This is a genomic window from Kribbella voronezhensis, assembly GCF_004365175.1.
GTDB lineage: Bacteria > Actinomycetota > Actinomycetes > Propionibacteriales > Kribbellaceae > Kribbella > Kribbella voronezhensis.
This window is the reverse complement of the sequence record NZ_SOCE01000002.1, coordinates 1230166-1254223: the sequence shown is the minus strand read 5'-3', so window position 1 is coordinate 1254223 and position 24058 is coordinate 1230166. Positions and strand designations below refer to the sequence as shown.

The 24058-nt window shown below is 68.1% G+C and carries 18 protein-coding genes; 10 read left to right on the top strand and 8 right to left on the bottom strand.

Annotated features, from left to right (window positions below):
- Positions 1-6 precede the first annotated feature (6 nt).
- Positions 7-882: a GNAT family N-acetyltransferase gene (locus EV138_RS33005; protein WP_133983832.1), complete on the top strand. Its 876-nt coding sequence runs from the start codon at positions 7-9 to the stop codon at positions 880-882.
- 12 nt (positions 883-894) lie between these two features.
- On the opposite strand, the gene EV138_RS33000 is transcribed toward EV138_RS33005, so the two are convergent.
- The gene (locus EV138_RS33000; RefSeq protein WP_133983829.1) at positions 895-2664 is read right to left on the bottom strand and encodes a M1 family metallopeptidase; all 1770 of its coding nucleotides are present in this window, start codon (positions 2662-2664) and stop codon (positions 895-897) included.
- A gap of 175 nt (positions 2665-2839) precedes the next feature.
- On the opposite strand from EV138_RS33000, the gene EV138_RS32995 reads away from it, so the two are divergent.
- Entirely contained in the window at positions 2840-4396 is a 1557-nt protein-coding gene (locus EV138_RS32995) for an adenylate/guanylate cyclase domain-containing protein (protein ID WP_133983827.1), read from the top strand.
- Positions 4397-4414: 18 nt separating this feature from the next.
- Here the strand turns inward: EV138_RS32995 and EV138_RS32990 are convergent, their stop codons facing one another.
- The 3 genes from EV138_RS32990 to EV138_RS32980 are packed head-to-tail and all read right to left on the bottom strand — an operon-like array spanning position 4415 to position 7499.
- A complete protein-coding gene (locus EV138_RS32990) occupies positions 4415-5161 on the bottom strand; it encodes an SDR family oxidoreductase (protein WP_133983825.1) in 747 nt (248 codons plus the stop codon).
- Between the two features lie 19 nt (positions 5162-5180).
- Positions 5181-5975 (bottom strand): GNAT family N-acetyltransferase, encoded by a 795-nt coding sequence (locus tag EV138_RS32985; RefSeq protein WP_133983823.1) that lies wholly within the window; start codon positions 5973-5975, stop codon positions 5181-5183.
- An 18-nt stretch (positions 5976-5993) separates the two neighbouring features.
- On the bottom strand, positions 5994-7499 hold the full coding sequence (locus tag EV138_RS32980; protein WP_202867030.1) for an SDR family oxidoreductase: 1506 nt from the start codon (positions 7497-7499) through the stop codon (positions 5994-5996).
- Positions 7500-7699: 200 nt separating this feature from the next.
- Between EV138_RS32980 and EV138_RS32975 the strand changes: the two genes are divergently transcribed.
- Positions 7700-8479 (top strand): ArsR/SmtB family transcription factor, encoded by a 780-nt coding sequence (locus tag EV138_RS32975; protein ID WP_133983819.1) that lies wholly within the window; start codon positions 7700-7702, stop codon positions 8477-8479.
- A 76-nt stretch (positions 8480-8555) separates the two neighbouring features.
- Here the strand turns inward: EV138_RS32975 and EV138_RS32970 are convergent, their stop codons facing one another.
- From EV138_RS32970 to EV138_RS32960, 3 genes are all read right to left on the bottom strand, one after another.
- The gene (locus EV138_RS32970) at positions 8556-10679 is read right to left on the bottom strand and encodes a RecQ family ATP-dependent DNA helicase (RefSeq protein ID WP_133983817.1); all 2124 of its coding nucleotides are present in this window, start codon (positions 10677-10679) and stop codon (positions 8556-8558) included.
- Between the two features lie 95 nt (positions 10680-10774).
- Positions 10775-11254 (bottom strand): redox-sensitive transcriptional activator SoxR, encoded by a 480-nt coding sequence (gene soxR, locus EV138_RS32965; RefSeq protein ID WP_133983815.1) that lies wholly within the window; start codon positions 11252-11254, stop codon positions 10775-10777.
- 54 nt (positions 11255-11308) lie between these two features.
- Positions 11309-12580 carry an MFS transporter gene (locus EV138_RS32960; protein WP_238158534.1) on the bottom strand — a complete coding sequence of 424 codons (1272 nt, stop codon included), beginning with the start codon at positions 12578-12580 and terminating at the stop codon, positions 11309-11311.
- A gap of 70 nt (positions 12581-12650) precedes the next feature.
- Between EV138_RS32960 and EV138_RS32955 the strand changes: the two genes are divergently transcribed.
- Positions 12651-13640, top strand: coding sequence for a GlxA family transcriptional regulator (locus EV138_RS32955; protein ID WP_133983811.1), 990 nt, complete (start codon positions 12651-12653; stop codon positions 13638-13640).
- A gap of 34 nt (positions 13641-13674) precedes the next feature.
- Here the strand turns inward: EV138_RS32955 and EV138_RS32950 are convergent, their stop codons facing one another.
- On the bottom strand, positions 13675-14802 hold the full coding sequence (locus tag EV138_RS32950) for a M24 family metallopeptidase (RefSeq protein ID WP_133983809.1): 1128 nt from the start codon (positions 14800-14802) through the stop codon (positions 13675-13677).
- A gap of 110 nt (positions 14803-14912) precedes the next feature.
- Here EV138_RS32950 and EV138_RS32945 point away from each other — a divergent pair, with 110 nt between their 5' ends.
- The 6 genes from EV138_RS32945 to hrpA all read left to right on the top strand — a co-directional run bounded on the left by EV138_RS32945 (position 14913) and on the right by hrpA (position 24033).
- Positions 14913-15710 (top strand): alpha/beta fold hydrolase, encoded by a 798-nt coding sequence (locus EV138_RS32945; protein WP_133983807.1) that lies wholly within the window; start codon positions 14913-14915, stop codon positions 15708-15710.
- 109 nt (positions 15711-15819) lie between these two features.
- Positions 15820-16701 (top strand): SDR family NAD(P)-dependent oxidoreductase, encoded by an 882-nt coding sequence (locus EV138_RS32940; RefSeq protein ID WP_133983805.1) that lies wholly within the window; start codon positions 15820-15822, stop codon positions 16699-16701.
- A 42-nt stretch (positions 16702-16743) separates the two neighbouring features.
- Positions 16744-18405 (top strand): AMP-binding protein, encoded by a 1662-nt coding sequence (locus tag EV138_RS32935; protein ID WP_238158533.1) that lies wholly within the window; start codon positions 16744-16746, stop codon positions 18403-18405.
- Positions 18406-18483: 78 nt separating this feature from the next.
- Entirely contained in the window at positions 18484-18891 is a 408-nt protein-coding gene (locus EV138_RS32930) for a universal stress protein (RefSeq protein ID WP_133983803.1), read from the top strand.
- A gap of 433 nt (positions 18892-19324) precedes the next feature.
- On the top strand, positions 19325-19705 hold the full coding sequence (locus EV138_RS32925; protein WP_133983801.1) for a VOC family protein: 381 nt from the start codon (positions 19325-19327) through the stop codon (positions 19703-19705).
- Between the two features lie 65 nt (positions 19706-19770).
- Positions 19771-24033, top strand: a complete 4263-nt coding sequence (gene hrpA / locus EV138_RS32920; protein WP_255513779.1) for an ATP-dependent RNA helicase HrpA — start codon at positions 19771-19773, stop codon at positions 24031-24033.
- The last annotated feature ends 25 nt before the right edge of the window (positions 24034-24058 follow it).

Here is a 24058-nt window from a genome sequence, read left to right as displayed (position 1 = left end):
GCGGGCTTGTCCATCTCAATCACGCCGTTGACCGATCCCGACTACCGGCCGTTCAGCCGCCGGATCGCCTGGCTGGCGTCCGACTCAGACGGCAACCCGGTCGGCTCCGCGTTCCTCCGCCTGAACAGCAAAGAGTCCCTGGCTCATCTCAGTGAGCTCGAGCTGGCAGTCCACCCGACCGAGCGTCGGCGCGGGATCGGGTCGGAGCTGCTCGCCGTCGCAGCGGCCGCCGGCCGGGAGCACGAAGTACGGACGATCCTGGCCGATGCGACCGTGGAGTCGCCCGGCGACCATTTCCTCCGGAGCCGTGGGTTCACTGTCGGGCTGACCCTGATCTTCGCGCGGCTGTCATTGTCCGAAGCCTCCCCGGCTGCCCTCTCCCCGGCGGCCCCACCTGGGTATCGCCTCGAATCGTGGTCCGGTGTCGTCTCCGACGAACTGGTCGAGACGTACGCCGATGCGCGGACGGCGATGGACGACGCGCCCGTCGGTGACATCTCCTACGGACCTGAGATCTGGGACGTCGACCGCGTGCGCCACGTCGCCAAGGTCGTCGAGGACCGAGGCGAACACCTGCTCACGGTCTCCGCGATCGAGCAGGCCACCGGCAAGATCGTCGGCTTCACCGAACTCGTCGTACCGGCCGACGGCAAGGGCGACGCCCAGCACTACGGGACCGCGGTCCTCCCGGAGCACCGCGGCCACGGGCTCTCCTTGTGGATGAAGGCCGACTGCATCCGGCGGACGAGGTCCGCCTACCCCGACCTCGCCGGGCTCCTCACCGACACGGTCGACACCAACGCGCCCATGCAACGCATCAACACAGCCCTCGGCTACCAGGAAACCCACCGAACCCACCGCTACACCCTCGATCTCGAATAGCCGCGCGCGTCATCAGGCGGATGCGAGGATCTTTTCCACGGCGGCGATGGTGATCGGGTGGTAGCCGGGGCGGGCCGACTCGAAGACCTTGGCGGCGAAGTCGCGGCCGGTGCTGTCGACGAGGGCGCGGTAGACCGGGAGGACCAGCTTCATCCGGCCGACTCGGGTGAGGAAGCTCGCCAGTTCGCCGTACGCCGGCGTGTAGGTGCTGGCGGCAACGATCGAGTACCAGCGGCGGGCGATCTCGCCGTTCGCGGTCCCGGTGAGCCCGAACTCGCGGTCGAGCTGCTGTAACTGATCGGCCGTCCACACGTCCGGTGCGGCGTCGAGGAAGCGCAGCCATTCGTGGGTGGTCCAACCGGCCGCATCCGGAAGGTCACCGCTCGAGAGCCACTTGTCCCGGCTCTGGTCGACCAACTCGAAGCGTGCGGATTGCGCGCGCTCGGCGAACGCGGGGATGCCCGGCTCGTCCAGCCAGGCCGCGATCTCGGCGTCGGTGACCACACCGGGGTGCTGGTCCAGCAGTTGTTCCCGCAGGTGCGCGGCGAAGTGCTCGGAATTGATGCTCTGGAAGGCGAAACGATCGAAGTAGCCTCGCAGGAACGGGTCGAAGACCTCACGCGAGAACCGTTCCTCCAACCAGGCCAGGAACCACGATCCCTTCAACGGTCCGAGCCCGCTCGTGCCGTGGTACTCCGACTTGTGGTTGAGCCCGGGCAGTTCGACAGCCTGCTCCGCCGCCGACAGCGGGTCGAGCTTCACCACCGTCGCGTGCTGCTTGATCGCGGTCTCCATCACCGCGAGCTCCGGGCCGTACACGGCCTCGACGATCCGGTTCTCGACGTACGACGTGAAGCCTTCGTTCAGCCAGATGTCGTCCCAGCTGTCCTGGGTGACCAGGTTGCCGGACCAGCTGTGCGCCAGCTCGTGCGCGACCACGGTGACGAGCGACTTGTCGCCGATCACCACGGTCGGGGTCGCGAACGTCATCCGCGGGTTCTCCATCCCGCCGTACGGGAAGGACGGCGGGAGCACCAGGATGTCGTAGCGGCCCCAGCGGTACGGGCCGAACAGCGCCTCGGTGACCCGCATCATCTCCTCGGTGTCGGCGAACTCGGCCGCGGCCAGCTTCGCCATCTCCGGCTCGGCCCAGACGCCGGACCGGTCGCCCATCGGCTCGAAGACGAGGTCACCGGCCGCGATGGCCAACAGGTACGACGGGATCGGCTCGGGCATCACCACGTCGTACGAGCCAGTACGCCGGGACGCCGTGCCGTTGTCGGCGCTCATCAGCACCATCAGCTCAGGCGGTGCCGTCACGTGGGCGGCATAGCTGAACCGGACGCTCGGGGTGTCCTGTACCGGCACCCAGCTGCGTGCGTGGATGGCCTGGGACTGGCTGAACATGTACGGCAGTACACCGCCCGCGGTCATCGACGGCTCGAGCCACTGCAGGCCGGTCGCCGTCGGGGCGGTCCGGTAGCTGACCCGGACTCGCTGTTGCCGGTCAGTACGGATCGTCAGGGCAGAGCCGAGCTCTGAGTCCGGCACGGCCAGGCTGTACTCCAGCGGCTCCCAGCCGTCCTCGGTGGAGCCCTCCACGGCCAGCACGGTCAGGTCGCGCGTGTCGAGCACCAGCCGATCGCCCGGGCCACTCCAGGCGAGCGTATGAGTGGCGGAACCGGCCAGCACCTTCGCGGTGAAATCCAGGTCCAGCTCGAGCTCGAGGTGGGTGGTGCGGACCAACGCCGGTTCGGCGTAGGAGTGGCGGTCGTGCGTCACAGCGGGCTCCCGGGGCAGATGTCGTTCGCAGGACACTACCCATGCAATGCTCCGATGACGCGGCCAATTAGAGCCATGGTCATCTCCGTGCCAAACCGCCTTTCACCGCGCGACCGGGCGCGTGGGTGGGCGAGGCGGTCGCGGTTCGCTGCTGGGGAGGTAGCAGACTGTAAGGGTGTTGTCGGAGAGTAGTGCCGAGGCTGTGCTGCAGCGGCGGCCGTTCGGATCGTGGCTGCTGGGTCCGGCCGATCAGAGCCCACGGCTGTTGCGGCTGCGGGTCCAGGCGCTGCTGACGTTCTTCTCGATCGGCACCAATCTGATCGGCGCGCTCGTCGTCTTCGTGCTCGCGGTGTTCGTGTTGCCCGGTCCGGCTGGCAATCAGGATCTCGACCTGGCTCGCTCGATCGCCATCCCGGCGTACGTCGTGTTCGCGCTCGTGGTCGGGTCGTGGTGGAGCACGCGGCTCGGGCTCCGGGTGACGCGGTGGGTTCTCGAAGATCGGCCGGCGACCACGCGCGAGCAGATCGCGACCCTGCAACTGCCGCTCCGGCTGACGATGATCGAGGTGTTCCTCTGGCTGCTGGCGACGGTGATCTTCAGCCTGCTCACGCTTTTTCTGCAACCAGAGAGCGTTCTCCGCGTTCTGGTCACGACGTTCGACGGCGGTATCGTCACCTGCGCCGCGTCCTATCTGCTGAGCGAGTTCGCCCTCCGACCGATCGCTGCCCGCGCGCTGGCCGACGAGGCGCCACCGCGCCGATTGCTCGCCGCCGGACTGAAGGCGCGCACGATTTTCTTCTGGGCCGTCGGGTCGGGAGTCCCGGTCGCCGGTCTGATGCTGACCGCCGTACTCGCCCTGATCGACGGCGACGTCACCGCCACTCGGCTCTCCGTCATCATCCTTGCCCTCGGCACCGTGGTCCTGGTCTGCGGCTGGTTGCTGACAGCGCTCTCTGCGCGATCTGTCGTTGCTCCGGTCCGCTCGGTGCGGAACGCGCTGACGCTGATCGGCCGTGGCGACCTGGATGTCCGGATCCCGGTGTTCGACGGCACCGAACTCGGTTCACTGCAAGCCGGTTTCAACCGGATGGCCGCGGGCCTTCGGGAGCGCGAACGCCTCCGCGACCTCTTCGGCCGGTACGTCGGACCGTCGGTGGTCCGGGAGGCTTTGAGCAGTGACACGCTCGGTGGTGAGGAACGCTTCGTCGCGGTGTTGTTCGTCGACCTGACCGGGTCGACCGAACTCGCCGCGACCCGGCCGCCGGCCGAAGTGGTGCAACTGCTCAACCGCTTCTTCGCTGTCGTCGTCGACGAGGTGGACGAGCACGGCGGATTCGTGAACAAGTTCGCGGGCGACGCCGTGCTGGCCGTGTTCGGTGCCCCGACCGAGTTGGCAGATCCGGCAGGGAGCGCTCTCCAGGCCGGTCGTGCGCTGGCTGTCCGGTTGCGCGATGAGTTGCCCGAGGCAACGGCTGGGATCGGGGTGACCGCGGGAATCGTCGTCGCCGGGACGGTCGGGGACGTGCGGCGGTACGAGTACACGGTGATCGGCGACCCGGTGAACGAGGCGGCCCGGCTCACCGAGCTCGCCAAGTCGGTGCCAGGTCGCCTGGTCGCTTCGATGGCCGCGGTGGCCGAGGCCTCCGCGGCCGAAGCCGACCAGTGGCGGGCCGGCGAAGAAGTCACCGTCCGCGGCCGAACCCGGCCCACCCGGCTAGCCACTCCGCGCTAAGCGCTCGAGGGCATGGGATCAGCGGCCGCCGGCTACGTCGACCATGGAGCCCGTCATGTAGGAGGCGCGATCCGAAGCCAGGAACGCGATCAGCGCGGCGACTTCCTCGGCCTTGCCCGGTCGTCCCAGCGGCGGGGTGGCTCCGATCCGCTCGAGCCGGCCCTCGGCGTGGATGTCGGTCTCGATCAACCCTGGCCGGATGCCGAGCACCCGGATCCCTTCCTTCGCGACCTCGTTCGCGAGGCCGATCGTCAGCGTGTCCACCGCCGCCTTGCTGCCGGCGTAATCGACGTACTCGTTCGCGGACCCGAGCACCGCGCCCCGTGACGACACGTTCACGATCACCCCACCGCTTCCGCCGCGCGCGGTCGACATCCGGCGTACGGCGGCTCCCGCGACCAGGAACGCCCCGATCGTGTTGATGCGGAAGACCTTCTCCAGCCGCTCGACGTCGTAGTCGGCCACCTTCGCCGACGGCGTCACGATGCCGGCATTGTTGATCACGGCACCGATCGGTCCGAGCGCATCGGTCACCTCGCCGAACATCCGCTCGATGTCCTCGGCCTCGGCCACATCGGCCCGCACCGCCACCGCGCGTCGTCCGACGGCCTCACAGGCAGCGACCACAGCCGCAGCGTCATCGGCCTGCGTCCGGTAACTGATCCCCACATCCCAACCGTCACCCGCCAGCGCGACCGCGGCGGCAGCCCCGATCCCCCTGCTGCCACCGGTCACCAACGCGACCCCGCGCACGATCTCAGTCATCCCCCCACCCTTTCATGCCTCACGCAGCGGGTCTGATGACCTGGAGCTGAGTCTCGGTGTCTTCGAACCCGAGGGCGCGATAGATGCGCACGGCAACGTATTCGGGATCGGCGACGATCACCAGCGTCTTCGCTCCCAGTTCGTCCAGCCCGTACGCCGCCGCCCGGTGCACCAGTGTGCTCGCGAGTCCCCGGTTGCGGGCTTCCGGATGCGTCTGCACGGTCTGGAACCGGGCAGCGCCCTGCCCGTCGGGGACCAGACCGAGAGACGCCAGCAACCGCTCTCCCTCGAACGCCCCGAACCAGAACCCCTGTCCGGACTCGACCAGCTCACGAGCAGATCGGGTTCGACCTCTGGTGAAGTCCTCGTACGCCTCGTCGACGGTCATCGTGGCGGAGGCCAACCCCAGCTCGGTCAGCTGCTCCCAGTCCCGGTCGCCGCTCAGCAGCCGGTACTCCGCGGCTTCGTTCGGCCGCGCCGGCTCGTTGACCCGCGAGGCGGTCATCACCGTGCTCGGCTCCAGCTCGAAGCCCGCCGCCAGCAGTTCGTCCTCGGCGCCGATCACTCTGTCCACGCTGTCGATGCCCATGGCAACATGTTTCGCGTCCGGAAACTCGGTCTGGAACAACGCCAGGCGTGCCGTCGTGTCACCGGGCGCGAACGGCGTACGGAGCAGCAGGAAGTTGCCCCACCAGAACGCCGGGTTGCGAGGCGTCCGCACCACGACATACTCGCCTCGATCGGTCACCTCGCTCCCGGCCAGCTCGAGGAGTCTGAGATCTGTTCGGAAGCCCAGGCTGGTGATGTTCACCATCCCATCCTGCGCTGACCGTCAAGACGATTTCCGCGACGGCTTCCAGTGGGCGGGACCGTCGGTGTACTGGGCGGCCTCGGCGATGTTGCGCTGCATGCCGCCGAACACGACGCCGTGGAACGGCTTGATCGCGTTCCAGTACAGGTGGCCGGGCAGCCCGTGAGGATGGAAGAGCGCTCTCTGCCGGAAGATCGTGTTCCCGTCGGCGTCGGTGTCGACGATCAGCTCCAGCCAGGCGAGGCCAGGCAGCCTCATCTCCGCGCGGAGCCGGAGCAGTTTCAGGTCCTCGATCTCCTCCACCCGCCACCAGTCGAGAGGGTCACCGACCGACAGATCCTGCGGGTTGCGGCGGCCGCGGCGAAGACCCGGACCGCCGAACACCCGGTCGAGCACTCCCCTGGCCCACCAGCCGAGCCGCCAGGAGTACCAGCCGTTGCCGCCGCCGATCCCTTCGATCACCGACCAGAGCCGCTCCGGAGTCGCCGAGACAGCGCTCTCCCGCTCGTCCACGTACAACGAGCCGCCGGACCAGTCGGGGTCACCCGGCAACGGGTCACTCGGCGCACCGGGTGTGGACGCGGAAGCCCAGGTGGTAGTGACGTCGAACTCCTGCACGCGTTTGAGCGCGAGGTCCACCGCCCGGTCGAAGCCGATCAGGCCCGCCTCGGGATCGGCGACGTACTGCGCGATGTCGTGCTCCTTGCACACCACTTCGTGGATCAGGCTGTCCACGAGCGGCCGGGCGATGCTGCTGGGGACCGGCGTCACGAGCCCGACCCAGTGGCTGGACAGCGAAGGAGTTAGGAGCGGCAGCGTCACGATCCGTCGCGGCTGGAGTCCGGCGACCGCGGCGTACCGCTGCATCATGTCGCGATAGGTGAGAACGTCCGGCCCGCCGATGTCGAAGCCGCGGCTGACCTCGGCCGGCATCGAGGCGCTACCGACCAGGTAGTGCAGGACGTCCCGGACGGCGATCGGCTGGATCCGGGTCCCCAGCCAGCGCGGTGTGACCATGAACGGCAGCCGGTCGGTGAGATGCCGCAGCATCTCGAAGGATGCGGACCCTGAGCCGATGATGACGGCGGCCCGCAGTACGGTCGTCGGGACGCCTGAGGCGAGCAGGATCTCGCCGACCTCACGACGCGAGTCCAGGTGCGGCGACAACACCTCGCCCTGCGGATAGAGCCCGCCGAGATAGACGATCCGCCGTACGCCGGCCTCGCGAGCCGCCGTACCGAACGTCAAGGCCGTGTGCCGGTCCCGCGACTCGAAGCGGTTGCCGGTGCCGAGCGCGTGGATCAGGTAGTAGGCGATGTCGACGCCCTGAAGTGCGGCCGCGACCTGTTCGGCGTCGCCCGCGTCCGCCTCGACCACCTCGACGTCACCGAACCAGTCACGGTCCCGCAGCCGCTGCGGATTGCGAGCCATCGCGCGGACCCGGAAGCCGGCTTCGAGCAGTTCGGGAACGAGGCGACCACCGATGTAGCCGGTGACTCCCGTGACAAGGACCAGTGGTTTCTCCATAGCTGCCCACCGGTGCCCTGCCCTACCCCAGATCATGCGAGACCGGTCCCCGTCCGTTCCGGGGTCCGAGGCTGAAGGCGATCGACGTCGATCCGGCTCCCGACGCCACCTCGCCGGAGTCGGTGCCGATTGACATGCAGCCGGTTGGCTGCCTATTGTGAAAAGGCAGCTAGACAGCTGCATGTTGCAGCGGAGGGGCGATGGATGACGAGGTGTTCAGGGCGCTGGCGGACCCGAGCCGGCGGCGGCTGCTCGACAACCTGAACCAGCGGAACGGCCAGACCCTGCGTGACCTCTGCGCCGGACTGGAGATGGCGCGGCAGTCGGTGAGCAAGCACCTCGCCGTACTCGAAGCCGCGAACCTCGTCACGACCGCGCGGCGCGGCCGGGAGAAGTTGCATTTCCTGAACGCCGAACCGATCAACGCCATCGCGGACCGCTGGATCACGCAGTACGACCGCCGGCGTGTGCAGTTGCTCGCCGATCTCAAGAACAGCCTGGAGCAGGAGACCATGAACGACTTCGTCTACACCACGTACATCAAGACCACCCCGGAGCGGCTCTGGCAGGCGCTCACAAATCCCGAGTTCACCCAGCAGTACTGGGGTCTGCACCACGACACCGACTGGAAGGTCGGCTCTCCGATGGAGTGGAAGATGGGCGACGTGACGATGGCCGGCGAGGGACAGGTTGTGCTGGAGCACGATCCGTACCGGCGGCTCGCGTTCACGTGGCACCACATCACGCCGGAGTTCGCCAAGGCCGTCGAGATGGACGACGAACTGCGCGACAAGACCGCCGCCGAGCCGCTGTCCCGGGTGAGCTTCGATCTGGAGCCCGACGGCGATCAGGTCAAACTGACCGTCATCCACAGCGGCTTCGAACCGGACAGCGCCATCCGCCCCATGATCGAAGACGGCTGGACCCGCCTCATCTCCGACCTCAAGTCCTTCGCCGAATCCCTGCCCATCCCCGCCTAGCAATACTTCTCGCGCTAGGCCAGGGCTCAGAGTCCTATGTAGGCCGCTGATTCGCGGGGTTTGGTGGCGGCGAGAGTTATGGCTTTCGGTGGATGAGGAGGGGGAGTACTGCGTCGGCGCCGGATTCGCGGAGTTTGGCGGCGGCGACTGTGATCGGCCATTGGGAGGACGAGGCGTCGACGACCAGGAGGACGGACTTGCCGCCGATCGCCTGAGCGGTCGTGGGGTCGATGCTGACGCCGTCTCGCCAAACACGGGCTTCCTCGGCCGAGGACTGGTCGTCGGCGAACGCGGTGGAGTCGACGGTGAGCTCGGCTCGTTCGAGGCGGCCGATCTCGGCGAGGTGGTCGGCGATCTCCGTGGTCAGCCAGCGATAGCCGGCCGCCGGCAGCGTGACGACCACCTCGGGACGGCGCGACCACGCGTCGCGCCAGCGAGACAGGGCCGCGACACAGCCCGCCTTCAGCGCGTCCATGGCCGCCGGGTCTCCCCCGGTGCCGGAACTGAAGGTCTCGCTGATCACCTCACGCCACTCTGGAGCATCGGCGAACACCACAGTGCGCCCCGGCTCAGCCATCAGTGCCGGCGGAATCTTCCCCTTCGCGCCGAACGCTCCACCCGGCCACATCTTCCGCGGCTCCAGGACGTGGGTCTCGCCACGAAGCAACCGCGTGATCGCGTGCACCGTTTCGGGATCCGGCTTCGCCGTGAGCGGATCCGGCAGTAGCCCGAGACACACCGAGCACCGCCCGCAGCGCTCGGCCGACGGATCGTCCAGCGACTCCTGAAGAAGTTGCATCAGGCAACGTTCGCCGCGGGTGTAGGCCCGCATGATGTCCGCCTCGCGACGTCGTACGGCGACGATGCCGTCGTAGTGGTCCGCGTCGAAGGTCCAGTCGATCGCCGTCCGGATCCAGCCGCGCTCCACCCGCTCGACCGCGCCGTCCACCGCCAACTGCTTCAGCATCAACTCGACCCGGCCACGCCGCAGCCCGGTCTCCGCTTCGAGCGACGGAACCGTGGCCGGCTGATCGGGGCCGTAGGCCTCGAGCCCGCGGAGCAGCCGATTCACCTGCTCCGGCACCGGGATGGTCGCTGTGGCGAAGTAGTCCCAGACCCCCGCGTCGGCAGGCGACGGCAGCAGCGCCACGACCGCGTGGTCGATCCCACGTCCCGCACGCCCGACCTGCTGGTAGTACGAAACCGGCGACGGCGGCGAGCCCACGTGCACGACGAACCCGAGGTCAGGCTTGTCGTACCCCATCCCCAGCGCAGACGTCGCCACCAGCGCCTTCAGCTTGTTGCCCCGCAAGGCATCTTCGAGGTACTCCCGCTCCGACGCCTCCAACCCACCCGTGTACGCCGCGACGGGCACCGCGGCTCCATGGACCTCCTGGATAGCAGCGGCGAGGCGCTGCGCGTCGGAGACGGTAAGCGTGTAGACGATGCCGGAGCCCGGCAACTTCGGCAGCTGATCGACCACCCAGGCGAAGCGGTCCAGCGGCGACAACGCGTCCACGACTGCGAGTTGGAGACTCGACCGGGCCAACGGCCCGCGGAGTACGAGAGTCGACTGCCCCAATTGGTGCGCCACGTCGTCTGTCACTCGGGCGTTCGCGGTCGCGGTCGTTGCGAGGACCGGAGTCTGCGGATTCAGCTTCTGCAGCACATCGGACACCCGGCGGTAGTCCGGCCGGAAGTCGTGCCCCCAGTCCGACACGGCGTGCGCCTCGTCGATGACGAGCAGGCCGATCTGTCCGGCGAGCCCGTCGAGCACGCGTCGGCCGAAGCCGGGATTGGCCAGCCGCTCGGGTGAGACGAGCAGTACGTCGATCGCCCCCGAGCGGAGGTCGTTCTCGATCCCGGACCATGCGTCCACGTTCGACGAGTTGAGCGTCGCGGCCCGGAGTCCTGCGCGGGCCGCGGCGGCGACCTGGTCGCGCATCAGTGAAAGCAGTGGTGAAACCACCAGCGTCGGCCCAGCCCCTTCGGACCTGCGGATCGCCGTGGCTGCCCAGTAGACGGCGGACTTGCCCCACCCCGTTGCCTGCACGACCAGGACTCGCGCGTTCGGCTCGCACAACGCGGCGACCGCGGTCTCCTGGTCCTCCCGCAACCGGGCGGCGTCACCGGCGATCGCGCGGATCACGCCCGCCGCGGTACTCGCCCGTTCGTCCGACAACTTCAGCAGTTCACCCATGCCGACGACCCTAGACGCCGCCACCCCCACTTCGCTCGCCGCCGGCTCGAGCCTGTGGACAACACGCTCGGAGCATGCGGCGACGCCTGATCAACTCAGCGGCAGGATCCCGGGTGGCACGGCTCCCCCGCCGGGTCGACGAGTCGCCGCGGACCAGGGCCTTGCGCCGCGAGTACGTCGTACGGGTTGGCCAGCGCGCAGCGGTCGAGCGAGAGGCAACCGCAGCCGACGCAGTCCTTGAAGTCGTTGCGCAGCTGTTCGAGATGCAGGATGCGCTTGTCCAGCTCCGCCTGCCAGCACTCGGAGATCCGCTCCCAGTCCGTCCGCGTCGGCGTCCGGTTGTCCGGCAGCAGCGCGAGGATCGCGGCCACCTCGGCGAGCGGTACGCCGACCCGTTGCGCGATCCGGATCAGCGCGACGCGGCGCAGCGTGTCCCGCTTGTAGCGCCGCTGGTTGCCCGACGTACGCCAGCTGACGATCAGGTTCTGCCGTTCGTAGAAATGCAGCGCCGAGATGGCGACCCCGCTGCGTTCCGCCAGCTGCCCGACCGTCAGCTCACCCGGCTCGATGTCCACGCGCGCCCTCTCCTGATGCCAGACCTCAACCTATGTCGAGGCTAGCCGAACTCCTCAGGCCGGAGCCAGGCGCCTGCCGACGCTCGCGGACATCAAGGCAGCCGCCGCGCACAGACCACCTGCGAGGTACCAGGCCAGGTTGTAGCTGCCCTGCGCGTCGCGGATCGCTCCGGCGCCGGTCGCCGCGATCGCGGCGCCGATCTGGTGCGACGCGAAGACCCAGCCGAACACGATCGGGCCGTCCACGCCGAACCACTCCCGGCAGAGCGCCACCGTCGGCGGCACGGTGGCCACCCAGTCGAGACCGTAGAAGATGATGAACACCCACACGCTCGGCTGCGCGGTCGGCCCGAGCAGCGACGGCAGCACCAGCAGGGACAAGCCGCGCAGTGAGTAGTAGGCGATCAACAGGTACCGCGGATCCCAGCGATCTGTCAGCCAGCCCGACACGATCGTCCCGCCGACATCGAAGACACCGACCAAAGCGAGCAGCGAAGCGGCCGTGGTCGCCGGCATCCCGTGGTCATGTGCGGCGGTGACAAAATGCGTACCGACCAGGCCGTTCGTCGAGGCGCCACAGATCGCGAACCCGCCGGCCAGCATCCAGAACGCGGGCCGATGCATCGCCGTCCACAGTGCGTTCAGCGCTCGCATCGCACTGTTCCCTGTCGTCTCGACCCGCTGGCCCGCCGTGCTTCCCTCTGGAGCTCCGTACGCCCGCAGACCCACATCACTCGGATAGTCCCGCAGGAACAGCAGCACGAGCGGTACTACGGACAGCGCGGCTCCAGCAGCGACCAAGGCGGGCACCCGCCAGCCGTAGGAGGCGGCAAGCCGCGCGATCAGCGGCAGGAAGACCAGCTGACCAGTCGCGCCGGCCGCAGTGAGGATGCCGGTGACGAGGCCTCGACGCTCTACGAACCAGCGACCGGTGATGGTGGCGACGAATGTCATCGACATCGAGCCGGTGCCGACGCCGACGAGGAGTCCCCAGCACAGCAGCAGTTGCCAGGAGGAAGTCATGAAGACGGTGAGCCCGCTGCCGAGTGCGATCAGCACCAGCGCTGCGCTGACGACCCGGCGCAGGCCGAGCTTGTCCATCAGCGCGGCCGCGAACGGCGAGATCAGGCCGAACAGCATCAGGTTGATCGACACCGCGGCGGAGATCGTGGCGTGCGACCAGCCGAACTCCTCGTGCAGCGGATCGATCAGGACACTCGGCACGGAACGGAAGCCGGCGGCCCCGATCAAGGTGATGAAACCCACGGCGGCGACCGGCCAGGCGCGGTGCAGCCGGGCGGTCTTCTTCTCCAGAATCACTGTCACCCGGCGAGGATGCCGGAAATTCCGGTCCGGAAACAGTGGCCGGAATGCCACCATGTGTCAAGATATGGCCATGGCCTCCTCCAGCCACCTCCGTGCGGTCAAGCCGCACCGGATCGCCGTGCTCGCTCTCGAACCGGTGGTCGGCTTCGACCTGACCATCCCGCCGACCGTTTTCGGCAACGCCACCCGCTCCGACGGCACACCCCTGTACGACGTGCGCATCTGCGGGCTGACCACGGCGCCCGTCCGCTCGGCCGCCGGGTTCTCGCTGGTGCCCGACTACGGCATGGAGGCGCTGGCCGAGGCCGACACGGTGATCGTCCCGGGGACGTACATCCCTCAGCCGCGGCACGAGGGCACGCTGCCGGACGAGGTCACCGAAGCGCTCGCACTGATCCGTCCGGGGACCCGGATCGCCTCGATCTGTACGGGCGCGTTCGTCCTCGCCGCGGCCGGGTTGCTCGACGGCCGGCCTGCGACCACACACTGGCAGCGCGCTGACCTGTTCCGCTCGCTCTATCCGAAGGTGCTGCTCAACGAGGACCTCCTCTTCATCGACGACGGCGACATCATCACGTCAGCCGGCTTGGCGGCCGGGGTCGACCTCTGCCTCCATCTCGTCCGACGCGACTTCGGAAGTGAGGTCGCGAATCGCTCAGCCCGGCACTGCGTCGTACCGCCGTGGCGGGACGGCGGGCAGTCGCAGTACATCGAGCGGGTGATGCCTGATGAGGGCACCGAGGGAACCAGTCCGACCCGGGCATGGGCGCTCGAACGGCTCGACCAGGAACTGAGCCTCACCACGTTGGCCGAGCAGGCGCGGATGAGCGTGCGGACGTTCAGCCGACGGTTCAAAGCCGAGACGGGTCAGTCCCCCGGCACGTGGTTGCTGCAGCAACGCGTCCGCCACGCGTGCCACTTGCTGGAGACGACTGACCTCTCCGTCGACCGCGTTGCGGAATCGGCCGGCCTCGGTACGGCGGCGTCGCTACGCCACCACCTCCGCACCGAACTGGGCGTCTCCCCCCTCGCCTACCGCAAGACCTTCCGCGCGGGCTGACCACTCACGCCGGCCCGCGACCCGCAGTACGGAATCAGACGATCGTGAGGGTGTGCGGGCGTTGGTTGAAGGACTCCACGCCGGTGTCTGTGACTACCACGATGTCTTCGATTCGTGCCCCCCATCTGCCGTCGGAGTAGATGCCTGGCTCGACGCTGAAAGCCATGCCTGGTTCGAGAATCAGCTCGTTCCCACTGACAATGTACGGCTCTTCGTGCACGTCGAGGCCGATCCCGTGGCCGGTCCTGTGGATAAACAACTCCCCGAACCCGGCAGCCGCGATCACCCGACGTGCGGCGTGGTCGATCGACTCCGCGTTGACGCCCGGACGCACGGCGTCGACGGCCGCCTGCTGCGCCTCCTGTAGGACCGCGTAGGTCGCCAGTACGCCGGACTCGCGTGGCTCGCCAACGGAATACGTGCGAGTCGAGTCCGAGAAGTACCCGGCCGCGATCGGTCCGCCGATGTCCACCACCACGACGTCGCCCGGCTCGATCACCCGGTCGGACACGTCGTGATGCGGACTGGCTCCGTTCGGTCCACTACCGACGATGACGAAGTCGGCCCGCTCGTGCCCTTCCTCGACGATCGCAGCGGCAATATCAGCTCCGACCTCCGCTTCAGTGCGGCCTGCCCGCAACCATTCGCCGACGCGGGCGTGGACGCGATCGATCGCTGCTCCCGCCTCGCGGAGCGCCTCGATCTCGGCTGCGTCCTTGCGCATCCGCAGTTCGCGCACGATCGGTCCGGCCAGCACCTGGTCGACGCCGGGCAACGCCGCCCGCAAGGCGAGGACATGGAGTGCAGGGGTGAAGTCGCTCACCGCGACCCGCTCTGACCCACGCAGCCGCGCCGCCGCCACCGCGTACGGATCATCGCCGTCGACCCAGGTGAGGATCTCGATCCCGAGCTCATCGGTCGGTACGTCGGCGTAGCCGGGCGCCTCCAGCTTCGGTACGACGAGCGCCGGATCGCCATCGGCCGGGATGACGAGCGTCGTGAGGCGTTCGAACGAGCCGCCGGCCTGGCCGATCAGATACCGCAGATCCGAGCCCGGCGCGATCAGCAGCCCGGTACCGGCCGCGGCCTCCTTCGCCCGCCCCAACCGAGCACGCAGAACGCTGGCGTCAGGAGCCTGAAGATGCAATGAACGTGAGGACATGGGTCGAGACTATGTGAGCTGACGGAAATTGTCGGAGCGAGTTGTTAGAACTTCTGCCAGCTGGATCGGCATCCCGGGACCGGCCGGCGCTGCGCACGGAAAGGCACGACATGACGCTTCACCACGTCTCCCACGGAGAAGGTATTCCGGTCCTCGCTCTGCACGGCTGGACGCCGGATCACCGGCTGATGACCGGGCCACTCGAGCCTTTCTTCGCGGACGTTCCGGGCTACCGACGGCTCTATCCCGACCTGCCAGGGATGGGCGCGAGTCCCGCCGGGACCATCGACAGCTCAGACGGGATCATGGCCGCGCTGATCGAGTTCATCGACACGGAGATCGGCGACGAACCGTTCGTGCTGATCGGGGAGTCGTACGGCGGCTATCTCGCGCGCGGTCTGGTCGCCCAACGGCCGTCGCAGGTGCTCGGGCTCGGACTGATCTGCCCGATCGGGACAGCGCTCGAGCACGCCGAGCGGACCGTTCCCGACCACGTGGTTCTGCAGGTCGATCCTGGTCTGGTCGAATCCCTCAGCCCACAGGAGGTCGAGGACTTCACCGAGATTGCTGTGATCCAGACGGCCGAGACCTTGCGGCAGTACCGCGCGGACGTGCTCCCCGGCCTGGACGCCGCCGACGCCGAGGCGATGGACAGGATCCGGAAGAACTGGGCGTTGACGGTCGCACCGGAGAGCGGTCCCGTGTACGAGCGGCCGACGCTGGTCCTGTGCGGTCGCCAAGACTCCATCACGGGGTACGCCGATCAGTACGCGCTGCTCCCCCACTACCCACGAGCTACGTACGCCGTGCTCGACCGAGCGGGGCACAACCTCCAGATCGAGCAGGCGGGCCTGATGGGCGTCCTGCTCCGGGACTGGCTGGAGCGCGTCGCCAGGGAGGTCAACTGAGGGCGGCCGAATTGTCCCTGACCCGCTCTCCCCTGCCGAGGTGGTTTCAGCTGAGCTTGCTCCGAGCTGCCTCTGCCCAGATTGGCTACTAGCCGGTAATGTCGGGCCCATGGTGACTCCGAAGCGTCCGCCGGGTTGGCCTCTGCTCGTCGCGCTGACCAATGGGCGGAGCCGGGTTGCCGATGACCGGCTCGCCGCGGCCGTGCGCGGCAAGGTCGTGATGGTGACCGGCTCGTCGTACGGGATCGGTGAGGCGACAGCCAAGCGGCTGGCGCGGGCCGGGGCGACGGTGCTGCTCGTCGCCCGGACCGCGGATCAGTTGAAGGTCGTCGCCGACGGCATCCGCGCCGACGGAGGCAAGGCCTTCGACTATCCGACGAACCTGGCGGACACCGCGTCGATCGAGCAACTCGTCGCCGGCGTGCTGGCCGATCACGGGCACGTCGACGTGCTGGTGAGCAACGCGGGCAAGTCGATCAGGCGGTCGGTCGCGGACTCGTACCAGCGGTTCCACGACATCGAGCGGACGAACTCCGTCAACTATCTCGGGCCGGCCAAGCTCGTACTGGAGTTGCTGCCGTCGATGCGCGAGCGCCGGTCCGGGCACATCGTCAATGTGTCGACGGCTGGGGTGCGCACTCCGCCGATGGCGCGCTGGTCGGCGTACCTGGCTTCAAAGAGCGCCTTCGACGTGTGGCTGCGCTGCGTGTCACAAGAGGTCAGGAACGACGGGGTGACGACGTCGACGGTCTACATGGGGCTTGTGCACACGCGGATGAGTTCACCGACTCCACTCCTCAATCAGCTGCCAGGGTTGAGCCCGGAGCAGGCGGCTGACCAGGTGTGTGCGGCCGTCGCCAACAAGCCGCACAACATCACGCCGCCCTTCGTTCGTCCTGCCGATGCCCTCGGCAACTTGCTGCGGGTTCCCACGGACCGGTTGCTCGAGCAGTACTTCCGCCGCACCGACAAGCCGAAGCGCAAGTCATGACGCCGGTAGGGCGATCGGAATGAGATCGGTGGGCGAGCGGCGATGAGACCGATGGAGCGAGCGCGGATGATGCCGCGGCCGATCGGGCCGATGCGGCCGCCGGACTGGCTGGTCCGTGGTGCTTCCGAGGCTGCGGGGGTGTCGGTCGGCCTGATCCGTTCCGGGGTCTGGCGGTCGGTGCGGCCGTCCCACCTCGTGCCGATCGAGCGGGTCCTCCGCCAGTGGGGTCAGTCGATGGCGGCGCTCGGGGCCGTCGCGGCGATCAGATATCCGGATCAGTGCGCGGTGATCGACGAGCGCGGCAGCTTGACCTACCGCGAACTCGACCAGCGCTGTGCGCAGCAGGCTGCCGAACTGCATACGCAGTACGGGATTGTTGCCGGGAGCAAAGTTGCTGTGCTCTGCCGGAACCACCGCGGGTTCCTCGAGGCGACGCTGGCGACGTCTCGGCTCGGGGCGGACGTGTTGTTCGTGAACACCGAGTTCGCCGCGCCGCAACTCAAGGCCGTGCTCGAGAAGCATCGGCCGGACCTGCTGATCCACGACGAAGAGTTCGCCATCGACGCCGAGGTGCCGACCCTGCTGGCTTGGAAGGACCACTCCAGCGCAGTCGGACTCGACGAACTGGCCTCCGGGTCGGCTCCTCCCCCGCCTGCACCGGACAAGCCGGGGCACATCACCATCCTGACCTCGGGTACCACCGGTACGCCGAAGGCGGCGCCCCGAGCGCCGACCGCGGCCGGGCTGATCGGACTCACCGCCAGCATGCTGGACCGAATCGGTCTCCGCGCCGGTGAGCCGATGGTGATCTGCCCGCCGCTGTTCCACGGGCTCGGTCTGCTCACCTCCATGCTCGCGCTGTTCCTCGGTTCGCCGCTGGTCCTGGCCCGCCGGTACGACGCCGCGGCCGTGCTCGCCTCGATCGAGGCGAACCGGGCGGGATCCGTCGTCGCCGTACCGGTCATGCTGCAACGGATGCTCGCGCTCGGACCGGCCACTATCGCCGAGCACGACCTCAGTTCGCTGCGCGCGGTGATCTCCGGCGCGTCCGCTCTCGGTCCGGCGCTGGCGGAGCGGTTCATTTCGCAGTTCGGGCCGATCCTGTCCGATGCGTACGGGTCCAGCGAGATCGGGATCGCGACGATCGCCACGTCAGCAGATCTGCTGGCCGCACCCGGCACGGTCGGCCGACCCTGTCTCGGGAGTTCGGTGCGGATCCTCGGCGACGACGACCAGGTGCTTCCGGTCGACGAGACCGGGCGGATCTTCGCGGGTGGCGGACTCGTCTTCGGCGGCTATTCCGACGGCAGCAGCAAGACGACCGTCGACGGCCGGATGAGCACGGGCGATCTCGGCCATCTGGACTCCGCCGGCCGGCTCTTCGTCGACGGGCGCGAGGACGACATGATCGTCTCCGGCGGCGAGAACGTGTACCCGGTCGAGGTCGAGGACTGCCTGATGAGCCACCCGGGCGTCCTCGACGCGGCCGTGGTCGGCGCTCCGGACGAGGAATTCGGCCAGCGCCTGATCGCGTACGTCGTACCGTCGAACGACGCCTCCCGAGAAACGCTCCCCGACGAGCTGATCGAGCACGTCCGCTCGAACCTGGCCCGCTACAAGGCGCCCCGCAAAGTAGTCCTCGTCGACAGCCTCCCACGCAATGCCACCGGAAAAGTCCTCCGCCGCCACCTCCACGACACCTGACGCCAAACAACTCAGCCAGAGTGCGACGATCCGGAGCGGATGGGAGGGGGTGGACGGGGCTGATGGGAGAGTGGGGGTATGAAGATCCTGGTCGGGTACGTGCCGACGCCCGAAGGTGAGGCCGCTCTGGAAGCTGCGGGGGCGGAGGCCGTACTGCGTGGCGCTTCCATCCTGTTGCTCAACACCAGCCGCGGTGACACCTTTCTCGACAATCGGTACGCGAACTCCGAAGAGCTGGCCGCGGCCGAGACGAAGCTTCGCGAGCGGGGCGTCGAGGTGACGATCAAACAGGCGGTCGGCAGCGGCGATGTCGCCGGGGAGCTTCTGAAGGCCGCAGCAGAGGAAGAGGTCGGGCTGATCGTCCTCGGCCTGCGCCGACGAAGCCCGGTCGGCAAACTCATCCTCGGCAGCACCGCCCAGCGCGTACTCCTCGAAGCCCCCGTCCCGGTGCTCGCCGTCAAGGTCCCCTCGTCACGAGACGACTGACCGCAAGGATGTCAGCGCAAGGCGCGTGGTTGTCCGGTGCTGGTGTCAGCGCAAGGCGCGTGGTGTCCGGTGCTGGGCGTCCTCGCAGCGCGCGTGGCGTCCGGAACTGGCGTCAGCGCGGGGGCGCGAGGTGTCCGGTGCTGGTGTCAGCGCGGGACGCGTCGTGTCCGGAGCTGGGTCTCACCCCCGGGTGCGTGGGTCCGAAGCGGGGTGTCACCCCAGGGTGCGTGCGTCCGAAGCGGGGTGTCAGCGCGGGGCGTGTGGGTCCGAAGCTGGGTGTCAGCGCGGGCCGCGAGGTGTCCGGAGCTGGCGTCGCCCCAGGGTGCGTGGTTGTCCAGAGCTGGATGCCTGGTGCCAGGTGCCGGGCGGTCGTGCGTGGTGTAGGCGCGGCAGGTGGCTGTGGGTGGATTGGGGGGCGCATTAGGGTCGGGGCATGGCTTGTCGGATTACTGAGCTGGTCATCGACTGTGTCGATCCGCAGCGGCTTGCGGACTTCTGGTGTGAGGTGCTCGGGTATGTCGAGCTCCGCTGGGACGGCGACGACCTGGAGATCGGGCCGCCGGATGACGCGGGGACTTCGCCGATTCTGGTGTTCAACCGGAGTACTGCGCCTCGGCGGGGCAAGCTTCCGATTCACTTCGATGTGAATCCGACCGATACCGAGCAGGATGCGGAGCTCGAACGGTTGCTCGCGGCCGGCGCACGAAGGGCGGATGTCGGGCAGACCGGGGAAGAGCCGTGGCATGTGCTTGCTGATCCGGAGGGCAACGAATTCTGTCTGCTGCGCCGACGCGTGGAGCCGGTCGGCGGCTGACGCCGGGGCGTTGATGGGTAAACCACATGAGCGGTTGGAGTCGGCCGCTTAAACTGGGTGCTGACATGCCTGATGCCCGGACCGAATCGCCGCGTCCCTCCCCAGTTGCCTCCACCTCACCGGACCCGGCCCCCGCGCAGGGTCCGGCGCCACGCCGTCGCCGACGCCGCGGCAAGAACCCCAATTCCCCGAAGTCGCCGCGCCCGGCGGCCGGTGCGGAGGGCGCGCCCGCAGGCAGCACCTCCGAGGATGCGCTCTCCCACAGCGCCCCAGCCGATCCGCCCCGAGGCGGCGCCACCTCGGACAATGCGCTCCCGCGCGACACCTCGAAGAAGGCGCACCCGGGCGGCGCCTCGGAGAATGTGCTCTCGCGCAACGCTTCGGAGAGTTTGTCGCTGGGTGAGTTGGTGAAGCGGCTTGACGGGGTGATGACTGGGGATCGGGAGCAGCTCGGGCGGCGGTTGGAGCGGGTTCGGGGGATCAAGGAAGCGGGGAAGCGCGACCAGGCGCTCCAGGGCGTCGCGAATGCGATCGAGCAGGCCGAGCAGAAGGTGGAGCGCCGGCGGCTCGCCGTACCGGAGATCTCTTATCCCGAAGAGCTTCCGGTCAGTCAGCTCAAGGACGACATCGCGGCGGCGATCCGCGACCACCAGGTCGTCGTGATCGCCGGTGAAACGGGCTCCGGAAAGACCACCCAGATCCCGAAGATCTGTCTCGAACTCGGTCGCGGCGTGCACGGCATGATCGGTCACACCCAACCGCGCCGCCTCGCCGCCCGCACGGTCGCCGAGCGCATCGCCGAGGAGCTCGGCACCGAACTCGGCGAGACCATCGGGTACGCCGTACGGTTCACCGACAAGGTCAGTGAGCGCTCTCTGGTGAAGCTCATGACGGACGGCATCCTGCTCGCCGAACTGCAGCGCGACCGCGAACTGAGCCGGTACGACACGCTCATCATCGACGAGGCGCACGAGCGCAGCCTCAACATCGACTTCATCCTCGGCTACCTGCGCCAGCTCCTCCCCCGTCGCCCGGACCTCAAGGTGATCATCACCTCGGCGACGATCGACCCGGAGCGCTTCGCCGAGCACTTCGCCGACGCTCAAGGTCAACCCGCGCCCATCGTCGAGGTCTCCGGCCGGACCTACCCGGTCGAGGTCCGCTACCGCCCGATCAACGACCCCGACGACCCGAGCACGATCGACCGTGACCAGACCCAGGCGATCCTCGACGCGGTCGACGAACTCGAGTACGAGGCGCCCGGCGACGTCCTCGTCTTCCTCAGCGGCGAGCGGGAGATCCGCGACACCGCGGACGCGTTGAACGAGAAGTACGCCGCGCAACGCGGCCGGCCCGGCGGTGGGGTCGAGGTCCTCCCCCTCTACGCCCGCCTGTCCAACGCCGAGCAGCATCGCGTCTTCTCCTCGCACGGCTCCAGCCGCCGCATCGTGCTCGCGACGAACGTCGCCGAGACCTCGCTGACGGTCCCCGGCATCAAGTACGTGATTGACCCCGGTACTGCGCGGATCTCCCGCTACAGCCATCGCACCAAGGTCCAGCACCTGCCGATCGAGCCGGTCTCCCAGGCCAGCGCGAACCAGCGCAAGGGCCGCTGCGGCCGGACCAGCGACGGCATCTGTATCCGGCTGTACTCCGAGGAGCACTTCGAGAGCCGGCCGGAGTTCACCGACCCGGAGATCCTGCGTACCAACCTCGCCTCGGTCATCCTGCAGATGACGTCGATCGGGCTCGGCGACATCGCCGCGTTCCCGTTCATCGACGAGCCGGACAAGCGCAGTATCACCGACGGCCTGCAACTGCTCACCGAACTCGGCGCCATCGACTCCACCAAGTCCTCCGACCGCAACCGCCGGCTCACCCCGATCGGCAAGCAGCTCGCCCAGATCCCGCTCGACCCGCGGCTGGCCCGGATGATCGTCGAGGCCGACAAGCACGGCTGTGTCCGCGAGGTGATGGTGATCGCCTCCGCGCTCTCGATCCAGGACCCGCGCGAGCGCCCAACCGACGCTGAGGCGCAGGCAACCCAGCAACACGCGCGCTTCCGGGACCCGAACTCCGACTTCCTCGGCTTCCTCAACCTGTGGAACTACCTCAAGAAGCAGCAGAACGAGCTCTCCGGCAACCAGTTCCGCCGGATGTGCCGCAACGAGTACCTCAACTATCTCCGCGTCCGCGAATGGCAGGACATCTTCGCCCAGCTCCGCCAGGTCGCGGCGCAGATCGGCGTCACGCTCAACTCCGGCGGCGCCGCCGACCCGCAGAACGTGCACATCTCGCTGATGGCCGGCCTGCTCTCGCACCTCGGCATGAAGGATCCCGCGAACCAGCACCAGTACCTCGGGGCGCGCGGTGCCAAGTTCGCGATCTTCCCCGGCTCTGGTCTGTTCAAGAAACCACCGCAGTTCGTGATGGCCGCCGAGCTCGTCGAGACCTCGCGGCTGTGGGCCCGGGTGAACGCGAAGATCGAGCCGGAATGGGCCGAGGACCTGGCCGGGCACTTGATCAAGCGCAGCTACTCCGAGCCGCACTGGGAGCGCAAGGCCGGCGCGGTGATGGCGTACGAGAAGGTCACCCTGTACGGCGTACCGATCGTTGCCCGGCGCAAGGTCAACTACGGTAAGGTCGACGCCGAGGTGTCGCGCGAGCTGTTCATCCGGCATGCGCTCGTCGAGGGCGACTGGGACACGCACCACAAGTTCTTCCACGAGAACCGCAAGCTGATCGAAGAGGTCGAGGAGCTCGAGGAACGAACCCGGCGGCGCGACCTGCTGGTCGACGACGAGACGCTGTTCGCCTTCTACGACGAGCGGCTCGGCCCCGAGGTGGTCACCGGTCGGCACTTCGACACCTGGTGGAAGAAGGCGCGGCAGCGCGATCCTGATCTGCTCGACTTCGAGCGGTCGCTGGTGGTTCGTGAGGGTGCGGAGATCGAGGAACGCGATTTCCCGCTCACCTGGACGCAGAACGGGATGACCTTCGATCTGACCTATGCGTTCGAGCCGGGCACCGACGCCGACGGCGTCACAGTGCACATCCCGTTGCTGGTCCTCAACCAGGTCACTGCCGACGGCTTCGAGTGGAGTGTTCCCGGCTTCCGCGAGGAACTGGTCACGGCGCTGATCAAATCGTTGCCCAAGGCAATCCGCCGCAACATCGTGCCGGCGCCCGACCATGCCCGCCGGGTGTTGCCGGCCCTGGATCAGAGTTCAGGTCCGCTCACAGACGCACTGGCACGCGAGTTCCGCTCGATGCGTGACGTCCAGATCGAGCCGGAGGACTGGGACTGGAGCCGGATTCCCGAGCATCTGCGGATGACGTTCCGGGTCGTCGACGACCATGGCAAAACGGTGGCCGAGGGCAAGGACCTTGCGACCCTCAAGGAACGCCTGAAGCCCAAGACCAAGGCCGCCATCTCGCAAGTGGCGTCGAAGGCGGTCAGCGGCCTGGAGCGCTCCGGGCTGACCGACTGGACCTTCGGTGACCTGCCGAAGACCTTCTCCGAGCATCGCAACGGGCTGACGGTCGCGGGCTATCCGGCGCTGGTCGACGAGGGCAAGAGCGTGGCGATCCGGCTGCAGGAAACCGAACGCGACCAGGCGGCGGCGATGTGGACCGGCACCCGCCGGCTCCTGCTGCTGACGATGCCTTCGGTGATCGACGTCGTCCAGCGCAACCTGACGAACCAGCAGAAGATGACCCTGCTGGCCGGACCGCACCGCAACGTCGGTGACCTGCTCGACGACGCGATCTCCGCGGCGGTCGACCAGTTGATGATGGCCGCGGGCGGCCCGGCCTGGAACCTCACCGCCTTCTCCGTACTACGGGACGCCGTCCGCTCCGATCTCGCGGACACCGTGCTCACAATCCTCCAGCAGGTCGAGCAGGTGCTCGCTCACGCACGCACCGTCGACAAGCAGATCTCCCGTGCCTCCAGCCCGGCTTTGCTGGCCGCGCTCTCCGACGTTCGGGGCCAGCTGGAAGGTCTCGTGCATCGCGGCTTCATCACCGAGGCGGGCGCTCAGCGGCTGCCCGACCTGGTTCGCTACCTGCGCGGGATCGAGCAGCGCCTCGACAAGATCGGCGCCAACGCGATGCGAGACCGCTCGGGGATGGCCGTCGTGCAAACGCTGACGGCGGAGTACGAGAAACGTCTGAGAGCGATTCCCGCCGGCAAATACCCGACTCCGGAGCTCCTCGAGGTTCGCTGGATGCTCGAGGAACTCCGGATCAGCCTGTTCGCGCAGACGCTCGGCACGCCGTACCCGGTGTCCGACAAACGCATTCGCAAGGCTCTGACGACAGCGTGATTCCTGGGAGGTTTGGCGCCTCCCA